The 12,054-nt window shown below is 35.4% G+C and carries 6 protein-coding genes; all 6 read right to left on the reverse strand.

From position 1 onward, the window contains the following. Window positions 1-2: 2 nt before the first annotated feature. On the reverse strand, window positions 3-3,101 hold the full coding sequence (locus R2R35_RS08865; RefSeq protein WP_317734145.1) for a restriction endonuclease: 3,099 nt from the start codon (window positions 3,099-3,101) through the stop codon (window positions 3-5). Between the two features lie 13 nt (window positions 3,102-3,114). Further along, window positions 3,115-5,103, reverse strand: coding sequence for a site-specific DNA-methyltransferase (locus R2R35_RS08870; protein WP_317734146.1), 1,989 nt, complete (start codon window positions 5,101-5,103; stop codon window positions 3,115-3,117). Window positions 5,104-5,119: 16 nt separating this feature from the next. After that, a complete protein-coding gene (locus R2R35_RS08875) occupies window positions 5,120-5,839 on the reverse strand; it encodes a DUF4391 domain-containing protein (protein WP_317734147.1) in 720 nt (239 codons plus the stop codon). Further along, entirely contained in the window at window positions 5,840-9,025 is a 3,186-nt protein-coding gene (locus R2R35_RS08880; protein WP_317734148.1) for a helicase-related protein, read from the reverse strand. A gap of 619 nt (window positions 9,026-9,644) precedes the next feature. Beyond that, on the reverse strand, window positions 9,645-11,153 hold the full coding sequence (lysS, locus tag R2R35_RS08885) for a lysine--tRNA ligase (RefSeq protein WP_317734149.1): 1,509 nt from the start codon (window positions 11,151-11,153) through the stop codon (window positions 9,645-9,647). A gap of 39 nt (window positions 11,154-11,192) precedes the next feature. Then, window positions 11,193-11,675, reverse strand: coding sequence for a transcription elongation factor GreA (gene greA, locus R2R35_RS08890; protein ID WP_033164717.1), 483 nt, complete (start codon window positions 11,673-11,675; stop codon window positions 11,193-11,195). Window positions 11,676-12,054 lie beyond the last annotated feature (379 nt).

Below are 12,054 nucleotides of genomic sequence, written 5' to 3' on the forward strand. Positions count from 1 at the left end.
CCTTATTCCAATTCACTTTCTTTTACACCGAACTTTGCTCTAAAATGCTCATAGCTATTAACCCAGTCAAAATTCACCGTGTCAGATACCGCTTTGAAATGCAGTTTACCACACTTGATTTTATTAATCTCCATGGTCTGTAATGTATTATCTGCTTTTCCTGCTTTTGTTTCTACTATGAAGTAAATGCCAAGCTCTGGTTGCTTCAATCCTTCTTTGCGACATATAATTGCCCAGTCCGGAGAATAACTACCGTAAGGCGTATCAATTACAAATCCGCCTTTTTTCAACTTAGTGAACATCAGAACATTCTGATTGTTCTCTAATTTCTCAGCGAACTCCTTCTCTCCCTTGCTGTCCATTTTATAATATGCATTCATAGCAGAACTACGGTCATTATTAGCTTGAAACACGCGCCATTCATTCTCAAAATCTTCTTCACTAATAGTATCCAATTCAAATATGTTTCTGGCATCGGTCTCATATCCATTAATCACTTCATACGATGTGATATTTTCAGCCTTTGCATCATTTAGCTTTTTACGGACTTTTTGTGTAACCGCATCCAGGATATCCTGGTTATTTAATAATTCTCTTTTTTCTATTCCTTTAATAATCTTGAAAATTGCCAATCTCGGGAGCATTGTATGAAACATGATATAATTCGCTATTTCAAAATCACTCTTTGTCTCGCATGTAATATCAATCTCCATTCCACCAACTTTATAATTGGTTCCTTCCATCACAAACATCGCAGAATCAGTAAATGTTCCTTTACCTGTCTCTATTTCATAAACATTCTTCGCTCTCATAAAGCGTAAGAAATCATTCAGCTCCCAGATACAGTCATTGATGAATTTATCCTTATCAATTTGGAACTTATATATTGTTTTCTTTGACAAATGACTGCATAAGGTGTAATAGAAGTCCTTAAATTCATCCTGTGAAACAAAAGAGCGCACACGGTTTTCATAAGGTTCGTTATCACCATTACGAACCTCAATCTTTCGGCTGCCTTTTTGAATCATTAGCTCTTTAAACTGCTTCTTAATATTCTCTGTATGCTCTGCGAGGGTTTCGTCATTAAAGTTTAAATTTTCAAAAAGCTTCGTTGTCTGTTCCGGTGTTCCACTTAAAATATTTGATACATTCATAACACCATTAGAAATCAATTCCTGCTTAAATGTATCTACAAGATCTGCAGTAATCTTAGTTACCGGTACACCTGCATTTTTCAAGGTCGAAATCAGAACTTCAGCAGTAACCTCATTCTTATCATAGTTCATGTTATCGTTGAAATCTTTTTGAAGCGCTGATGCAAAATGGTCATAATAGTCATTTGCAATTACAGTCAGCTGATTAATTCCTGCATCAAGGCATCTATTACCTGTAATATCTACCGGTAGTCGTAGTCCTCGTCCAATTTCCTGCTTCTTTGCAATATCCGAACCACTGGCTTTCAAAGTACAAAGGGTAAATACATTCGGATTATCCCATCCTTCGCGTAATGCGGAATGAGAAAAAATAAATGCCAGTGGCTCATCAAAAGAAATTAACTCATCCTTCTTTTCTAATATTAAACTGATTCCTCTATCAATATCTTCCTGTGATTTCGCTTTTACATTGGCATTGGCATCATCTACCGAAGAATCCCAATCCTCAATCTCAACTATATTTTTCTTTGCATCCATCGCAAAATAACCCTCTCGCACCGCCTGAACATTTTTATAGTCAGGAAAAAACTCTTTGTTTTTTTCGATAGCTGAACCATACGTTTTTATAGCTTTTTCATACTCTTCATCAAAAATACGTAGGTATTCACCTCTTCCATCTGGAGCTGTGTTATCACGCACCTTATCAACGGAATCGATAAAGAACAATGTTAGAGCCTTTATTTTCCTTCCCTTTTTGAGAATGGTAAGCTGCTTTTCAAAGTTATTCTTAATTGCTAACCTAATCTGGATGCGAACTGCTTCATTCTTTTCTATCTCATAATTGCTGTGTCCCTGCTCCAGATAAATAATCTTATCCATTGTAGCAATCGCTAAAGGCTTCAGCTTATGTGGTTCTTCTGCTATACGCACATTCTTATATTGTGGCAGATTACCGGATAGTTCATCAAGAGAAGCTCCCCCTCGCACATCCACTGTTTTAAAACGGATGACTCCTCCCTGTTCCTGTTTATATATCTCAATTCTTGCCTTCAAATCAGAAGTAAAAGACACATAACGAATATAAGGATAATCTTTTGGTATTACTCCATGCACCGTCTTAACCTCAATCTTTTTAACAAGGTCCTTCTGATACGCAGCATATGAATCAAGCTTATAAACCTGATTATATAATTGTTTATGTGTTGCAGAATACCTGAGAGTAAATAAGGGCTGTAGCTCTTCAATGGCCTTCAGTGATTTTGATTTATTTTTCTTTGTTCCTTCAATCTTCTGTGGCTCATCAATAATTACAATCGGCTTGATATATTTGATATCTTCCCAGATAATCTGTCCATACTCATCCTCAACACGAATCTTATTGGTGTCCTTATTAAATGCTTGAATATTCATAACGCAGATACTCAAATCATTGCTTTCTACCAACTTGGAGCTAACCTGTTTTGGGTTGCCACTATCATAAATAAAGCTATGTTTAGAAATATCCATATTATACAAACGCTTAAAGTGGTCTTGAAGCTGCTCTATCGATTTCTCTACACCTTTACGAATAGCAATGGATGGAACAACAATTATAAATTTCTTAAACCCATATTCTTGATAAAGCTCTAAAATGGTCCGTAAATACACATAGGTTTTACCTGTACCTGTCTCCATCTCAATAGTAAAATTATTACCATCCGTTAGTGCATTATCTGCAAATAAATCATTAGAGAGCTGTATACCTCTAAGATTCTCTAATAACCTGCTTCCTACTACAATATCATTATTTCTTACAGGGTCTCTTTCACCTGTTTTTCTGATACGATTTGGGCGATAGATACCATCTATCTGCCTGGATAATCCTTTAAATAAATTAACAGTAGAATTAATAGCCTTTAACTGATAATCCAAGTCATCACTGAACTGGAATGCAATACGTTTTCCCATAATTCAATCCTCCTCAGATAAATTCAACAGTATATGATAGCTTAGTAGTTCCAGAGTTTTTCTCGATAAGAGCCTTTAATCTTCGGAATGTCTCATCTTTTAAAGAAATATCATCCTTAAAAGCAGAATCTCTGAATATAAATTTAATAGGTAGTGGGTCAATTGCTGCTAACTTATCAACTATCTCTTCTGTAATGAACGTTTCCAGACATACAAGATAACTGCTGGCATATAAATAGGTTCGTTCTCCAATACCTTCTAGATTTTCTAGTGTTTCTGATAAAGAAACATCACGCTGTCTAAGCATTAACTCATAAACAATATCAATATCATTTGTGTTTGGCATGAAATCTGCAAGGTCAGGCGTAGTCTCTAATTGTGTAATGTCTAGCTGTCCCATATCTAATATAGAATTCCACTTAATATTGGTATCTGCCATTTTGAACAGCTTAAAACCTATATCAATTGAAGAATTAGGATTATCTTCTCTAATTTTTTCTCCAGCTCTTCGAATTCGTTCTTTACCAATTTCACAAATATTTTTAAACCCAAGATTATATGCTTCTGTCTTTTCGTCACATTCCTCTGGCCATTGAATCATAACAAACTTTCTTCTTGTATTCTCAATGCTATTTACTATCATCACCGCATGAGCCATTGAAGCTGAACCTGAGAAGAAATCCATTACTATATCAGAATCGGAAGTCCCCATATAAACTAATTTTGTTAAATAATCTACTGGTTTTGGATAATCAAAAGCTGCATTACCCATAATTTCCTTGAATGTTCTTCTTCCAACATCAGTTGACAACTCTCCTCCTTGCCATACTGATTTTGCTTTCGAACTGCGCTCTTCTATATCTCCATCTTCTTCTTCGTCATCAGAATTGATTGGGTTCATTGCTGGATTTAAATAAACTCTATGTTCAATTCCCCACCTTCCTGCAATGTTAGAGTATCTAGGTTCAAGTATTGCCAAATTAGCTTTAACACGTTCCTTCCCCCATCTCCAACGGCCATCACTTCCATCACCACGCAAAGGTAAAATTTCAATTGTATTTTCTTGCCTTTCTAAAAAACACTCCTTTGTTAACTCATTGTAATATATAGGAAAATACATATTAGGTCTATCTTCTCGTCTATCTGGTCTTCCCCTTTTTCTCAAATCTCTCAGCTGATACTTGTTACCATTTTCATCTTCCTTATCAAACTTATTCCTTTGTTCTTCAGTAAGCGGTAACCCATTGGATTCAAACAATGCTTTCCCATAAATTAATAAATATTCATGGCAAGTTGCGATATTTTTCTTATCATTTCGCCCCTTTAGATTATTTACAATAGAAAGCTGACCCACAAATCCTTCTTCACCAAATATCTCATCACATACTTTTTTTAAATTATGAACTTCATTATCATCAATACTTATAAATATCGCTCCATCTTCAGTTAACAAATCTTTTGCAATTTTTAGTCTAGGATATATATTATCTAACCATCTAGCATGAAATCTATTACTTGACTTACTATTAATTGTATACCTTTCTCCCGATATATTAGCATTACCTTCTTCGAAAGAACTCTTCTTCTCAGAAACAGTAAAATTATCATTATAAACAAAATCATTTCCCGTATTATATGGTGGATCAATATAAATCATTTTGATTGCACCATAATAATTCTGACGGAGCAACTTCAATACTTCAAGATTATCTCCTTCGATATATAAATTTTTTGTAGTAGCAGTATCTTTACTATCTTCCGGAATATATTTTAATGTCTTTCCAATAATATCTTCCTGTGCTATTTTCTTTGCATTTTTCTTTCCCGCCCAAGTCAGTTCATACTTCTCACTACCTGCCTCAGAAAATTGTCCTAACTCTTCTTTTAAAGCCTCAAAATCAACCTCTCCATCTTTTATTGCTGACGGAAATAATTGTGCCAGCTTTTTTACATTATCCCCCACAATGTTGTTTATACCTTGTTGTACTTTTTCATAACCCATTGTATGTAGCCTCCTGTTAATATCTTTCTTCATCCAATAACTTAATTTCTTCTTTAATTCTTTGGTTAATACTAACCTTTTCCGCATTCGTAACGACTCTTGTAAGCATCATCCGCTCATCAACTAACCCTTTATAATATAAGAGCATTCTTCCTGTTCTATTGGCATCATACCAGACATTGCTATCCATTATCTCCACCGTGTTAGCGTATGCCTTTTCATTATTAAGCAGATAAATCTTGGCGTAAATCTCTTTATAGAAATTAATTTTATCTGTTTTATTCTTAACCTTGGTAAAATCGATATAGGAAAACAATCTATCTCTTTTCGAATCCGGTAATCCTACGGGATAACTTTCAGTCATTTCGCTACACTCAACAACAATTTGTGTATTATCCTGCTGATTCAGCCTCTTTAATGATAGGGAATATGCTTCATCCATAGAATCATGTAATCTTATTACACACAAAGGCTTAATCAGCCCTTGGTAGATTCCTGCTAAAAAGGCAGCATCCTTCATACTTCTAATTTCAATATCATAAAACTGAATTACCTGACAACGATATTCATCATTCACAACTGAAGGTATTTCCTCTCCAACAATCTGATAGGTAAGCTGTACCTTCTTAATCGAATCCCTTATTCGCTTCTTCTGTTCAGGTTTTAAATCCTTCGGTATAAAGTCCTTTAATACAATATTGACGCCTGCCTTGTATTGTTCTGGTATTTTAAACATTTATTCCACCACCAAAAATGATATTAATTCAAAATCATCCGCTGTTTCTCCAGCAAAAGCATTGTTAAATCCATTAAAATCAAACATATTCTGAACAGCCTTTGATTCCTCTTCTCCTTTAATTGAGCGAATTGCTTTATTTAAAAGGTCTGAATAGAAACCCATCTTTGTAGCATTCTTCGTTCGTTCAAAGAACTTTCCGAACAAGTCCATAATAGGTTTGTCTTTGCCATAACAAAGCTTTCGGAATTGTTTTACAACCTCTCTTGCTTGTCCATTTCCATATAATACTGTTCCATCATTTTGTATGTAAATTAAATAATATGGATACAAAGAGCTATCTGACTTCGGCTTATCCATAAGATTACTATGCTTGAAGCAGAAAAGAACGCCCGGCTTCTCATCGCCAGTTACAGAATAAATGCCCTTCGGAGTCTTTTTCATCTCTGGATTAGAATTAACGTAATCCGATAGTTCGTACAAATACTCATTCATGTTTAAGTCTGTAAGTGACAGGTTTTCATTTGCGTCCTCAATATCAATAACTTCTTCTTTTAGCCTTTCCAATTGACGCTTTCTGAAGTTAAAATCGTTCATCTCAGGTGTAAGAATATTCTCATCACCGGTAGAAACAAGATTTAATGTTGTCATCTTACCCTTAACCCGCTGTTCCAAACCCAGGTATTCGTTTAATTCCATGTTTGGGAAGAAATTAATCATCTGAATATTACTATTCTTACTACCAATACGGTCAATTCTTCCAAAACGCTGAATCAATGATACCGGATTCCATTGAATGTCAAAGTTTATTACAGTATCACAATCCTGTAAATTTTGACCTTCCGATATACAGTCAGTACCAATAAGCAAATCAATCTGTTCTTCTCCTGGTATTTCCTTCTTCATCTTAGACAACGGTGAAAAAGCGCATAATACAGAATTAAAATCTGCATCCACTTTTCGATTATTACACTTTATGTTTCTACCCGTAATACAGGCTGTGTGAATTCCTAGTCCAAGCATCTCATCAGCTAACGAATCGTACAAGTAATCAGCTGTATCAGCAAAAGCAGTAAATACTATTATTTTTTTATTACCAGCATTGTAAGGCGTTTCTTTTACCTTTTTAATTATTCTTTCCTTTAAATCCCTTAGTTTTTGGTCTCTTTCATTATCAAGTATCTTCTTTGCATTCTTATAGATTGCCTGAAGAATATACTTATCACTGGCCAAATCCTCCAAATAATCATCCACTCTTAAATGGCGAACATCTATCTCATATTTACCCTCTAAATATACTTCCTCATTTTCATATTCGTCGAAGTCATTGTAATTTTCATCAACAGTACCGCCACCTTTTCTAAGAAGATGTTCTGTTCTTTCAATTCTTTCTAATAAACGGCGGAGGGTTTCCTCGAAGGAATATACAGAACTTTCCAATCGTTTAAATAAATTAAAACGATGAAGAACAATCATACCACTGGACTGAATATCAAAGTTCAAGTTACTACCGCGCTTACCTTTAATGTTATATTTATCTATGTAAATCTTCTTGGCATCTTCTTTGATATATTTCGTAGGAGTATATACGCTAAGAATTAAAGCCTCCAGCAATTCATTGGTTTCCTTAAAATTCAGCAAATCCCCCTCTGTATCAATATCGCTTCGAAGTGTATCTGGTTTATTCTTTTCAGGGAACTTTCCTACATCTTTATTACCATAAAAACTCATGATATGCTTACGGCTTCTTGCAATCGTCATCATTTCAAGTAGTTTATAAAATTCTGATGGAAGACTGTCTAGCAATTCATCTTTATTATGCCCGAGTCTTCTTTCCCATACATTAATGCTTGCAGATGTTTTTCTAAGCAAATTATCTATACTCTGAATTCCATCTTCTTCAAATGCAAAATCCTTGTCCCCAGTAATGACACTAATCTGATTCTTCAGGTCTACCAGGCTATTATTTACCGGTGTCGCTGATAGCAAAAGTACTTTTGTATTATTATTTCCACGCTTAATAACATCCTGCATCAGCCTAGCATATCTTGTCATAATAAGCTGGTCATCCTCATCATATCTGTCATTACGATTTCGAAAATTATGAGATTCATCAATAACTACCAAATCGTATAAACCCCAATCAAATTTCTTCAAGTCCTGACCGGAGCGTGACATACCATTATATCTCGATAAATCAGTATGAAACATGATTCGATAATTAAATGATTCATGTAAGAATGAATCTTTATAGTCTCCACGAAATGAATTCCAGTTATCATAGAGCTTTGCCGGTGTGAGAACCAAAACTCTATTCATCCCAATTTCAAAGTATTTAATGATAGCAAGAGCTTCAAATGTCTTACCAAGACCAACTGAATCCGCTATAATACAACCACCATATTTGTTAAGCTTACGAATAGCTGATACGACACAATCTTTCTGAAAGTTGAAGAGAGCATTCCATATTTCAGTTTTCTTAAATCTTTGGCTATCCTTTTCAAATCTCTCTACACCAACATCCAATTGGTTTCCGAACAGTTCATTTAACGTAAAGTAGTATAAGAATTCTGGTGAATGCTCCTTGTATACATATTTCAAGCTTGCTAACAGCTCTTCTTTATAATCCAATGAAACCTGCTCATTAAACCATACCCGCTTAAATGTACTCAACGCATTCACGATTTGCTCTTTATCAGCAATACCACTTAAGATTGTATCAAAATTAATATTATTAAGTCCGTCCCTACTCATCTTCTTAGATACTTCCAATGAAGAGGAACCTTGAATCATAAAATCATCATCAATTATAAGCACGTTGCCATTAATACGAACGCTTGGTCTTACTCTGCGGACATTAACATGCTTCTCGATGAAGTCATGCATATTCCTCGCCTTAGAAAAATGCTGAAGTTTATTTTTCTCCGTTATATCATATGAATTAAATAAAATATCGGTAGGGTTCATTTCAAATTCATGCGATATCTCTGCCTGATGTGGCAAGAGATTAATATCTCTTATGACAATATTGATTTCTTTTACATTATGTAGATTCTTTTCCAATAAGGAAAATACAGAAATAGTCAGCTTATCATTTACAATATTTACCACTGCATTCTTCTTTGTTTGAAGAATTTCATTAATTTTTTCTATCATCTGTTCATTTGAGTTTATAGCGTTAATCATTCTGGTTCCTTTCCGAGTTATCGTACAGTAACGATAACACTAAGAAGTTATAGGATTATCCATTCATTATATTCTCATCATGTTGCCGGTATTAATTTACGTACATGAAACATTCGCTTCATTTTACACAATTAATTCATTCTTCATTATAAATCATGTTACGAGATTTAAAAAGCTATTTTTACAGAATTCAACATAATATCTTCAAGAGCAACTGCATTATTCATTACTTGCTACTCCATCCAGTAAATCAAAAGAATTCGCTCCTGTATTAACGATATTCGGAAAACGAGATAAATATATACTAAACTCATTTGACTCCTCTGATCCAAATTGATTTAGAAGAGTCAGTAACAATGCAATTAAAGTAGTAAAGTGAACTGCATATTGATATTGAAACTTTGAGACCTTCAGGAACATACTAGTCTCAGCCCAAGCCCAAAACAACCGGAGGAAAACACCCTTCGGTTGCAAAAACATTATTATCCCAACACTTGACAAAGAGCAAAAAAAGAATCCCCTGTTTCCAAGAGATCCTTTCAAATATACTTTATTATTTGGTTGTAAGTTGGTCGTAAATTTTGGCCTTTGTTTTCTCAAACCCGCATAAATACAGGCTTTACTTCTCCAATGTCTTCATCGTCGGGAACAAAAGTACATCCCTAATCGCCGCAGAATCCGTCAGCAGCATTACAAGACGGTCAATTCCAATACCAATACCACCAGTTGGCGGCATACCATATTCCAATGCCGTCAGGAAATCTTCATCCATAGAATTGGCTTCTTCATCACCCGCAGCCTTTAAAGCCTCCTGAGCCTCAAAACGGCCTCTCTGATCAATGGGATCATTTAACTCAGAGAATGCATTCGCCATCTCTCTCTTCGTTATAAATAACTCGAATCTCTCAGTAAAGTCAGGTGCTTCCGGCTTTCTCTTGGCAAGGGGTGAAATCTCTACCGGATGATCCATGATAAAGGTCGGCTGTACCAGATTCTCTTCTACGAATTCCTCGAAGAAAAGATTAATGATATCACCCTTCTTATGTCTGTCTTCAAATGCAACATGATGCTCTTTTGCAATTGCTTTTGCCTCTTCCTCTGTTTTTACCTCAGAGAAATCAACACCGGAATATTTCTTAACAGCCTCTAACATGGTCATTCTCTCGAAAGGCTTGCTTAAGTCTATAACAACACCATCATAGGAAATCGTAGTTGTGCCGAGTACATTCTGTGCAACGGTACGGTACAACTCTTCTGCAAGATCCATCATACCATAATAATCTGTATAAGCCTGATAGAGCTCCAACAGTGTAAATTCAGGATTGTGTCTTACGGAAAGCCCCTCATTACGGAATACTCTTCCGATTTCATACACTCTCTCAAGTCCGCCGACAATCAGTCTCTTCAGGTATAACTCTAAAGAAATACGTAAATGGATGTCTTCATCCAGCGCGTTATGGTGAGTGAAGAAAGGTTTTGCGGCTGCTCCGCCTGCATTAGGAACCAGAACAGGTGTCTCTACCTCAATAAAGTTCTTTCCATCCAGATACTTTCTGATTTCTCTGATGATGAGTGAACGTTTGATAAAGGTATCCTTTACTTCCGGATTCACGATCAAGTCAACATATCTCTGACGATATCTGACATCGGTATCCTTCAGTCCGTGATATTTTTCAGGCAGTATCTGAAGGCTCTTTGTTAAAAGAACAATGCTCGTAACCTTTACGGAAATCTCTTCTGTATGAGTCTTAAATACCTCACCGGTAATACCAATGATATCACCCATGTCATATTTTTTGAACTCAGCATAAAGTTCTTCTCCGATTGCGTCTTTTCTTACATACACCTGGATATTTCCTTTGATATCCTGGATATTGCAAAAAGAGGCCTTACCCATTACACGTTTGGACATGATACGTCCGGCAATGGATACTTCCTTGCCTTCCAGGGTTTCAAATTCCGCTTCGATATCTTTCGACTGGTGTGTCACCTGGTATTTCATTATCTGAAAAGGATCCTTGCCGTTTTCCTTTAATTCGGAAAGCTTGTTCCTTCTTACCTTCAAAAGCTCATTTAGCTCCTGTTCTGTCTGCACCTTTTCCTGCGCCTGTATCTTTTCCTCAGCCACTTTTCTTCATCCTTTCCTTTTTACATCAGTTGGATCTGCTTAGTTGGACTTCTGTATTTCCAGTATCTTGTACTCTAGCATACCGGAATGAGTCTCAACATTAACAATATCCCCAACTCTTGCACCAATCAAGGCTCTTCCGACCGGTGATTCATTGGAGATCTTTCCTTTAAGACTATTTGCTTCCGTAGAACCTACGATTTTATATTCCATCTCATCATCAAATTCTATATCAAGTATTCTAACTTTACACCCTATATTAATTACGTCAACCTCAACTTCGTCTTCCACAACGACTTCGGCGTTTTTCAGGATTTTATCTATCTCTTCGATTCTTGCTTCAATCTCTCTCTGCTCGTCTTTTGCTGCATCATATTCTGCATTCTCGGATAAATCACCCTGTTCTCTGGCTTCCTTTATCTTCTGTGCAACCTCTTTACGTTTGTTGACTTTTAAATCTTGTAGTTCGTTCTCTAAAAGTCTTAATCCCTCATAGGTCAAAATGTTCTTTTTTTCTGCCATATTTAAACACCCTTCCTCCGTTTCAATCGTATTAACGATACATTCAAAGTATTATAACTTATCACTAGTATGTTGTCAATAATTTTGCTGATGTCTCTTACGGTACTTTATATATTATCATGGTTGAACAAAAATTATTCCGCAAGTTATGATTAACTTTATTGTGACTTTTATACCAAAATTATTATATTTTTTAATTTGAGGATTTTGCTGTTTTTGTAACAATTTCATAGAACATATTACAGGAATTCCTTCATATATTATGACGATTTTGGTGTTTTTTACTAGTTTTATCGCTGTAAAAAAGAGTAAGGAGTGATTTATTAAAAATTTGAATAAGTACGAATTAACTCTTTACACGACTGTCGAATAGTGTTAT

It is taken from the genome of Anaerocolumna sp. AGMB13020, assembly GCF_033100115.1.
Classification (GTDB): domain Bacteria; phylum Bacillota; class Clostridia; order Lachnospirales; family Lachnospiraceae; genus Anaerocolumna.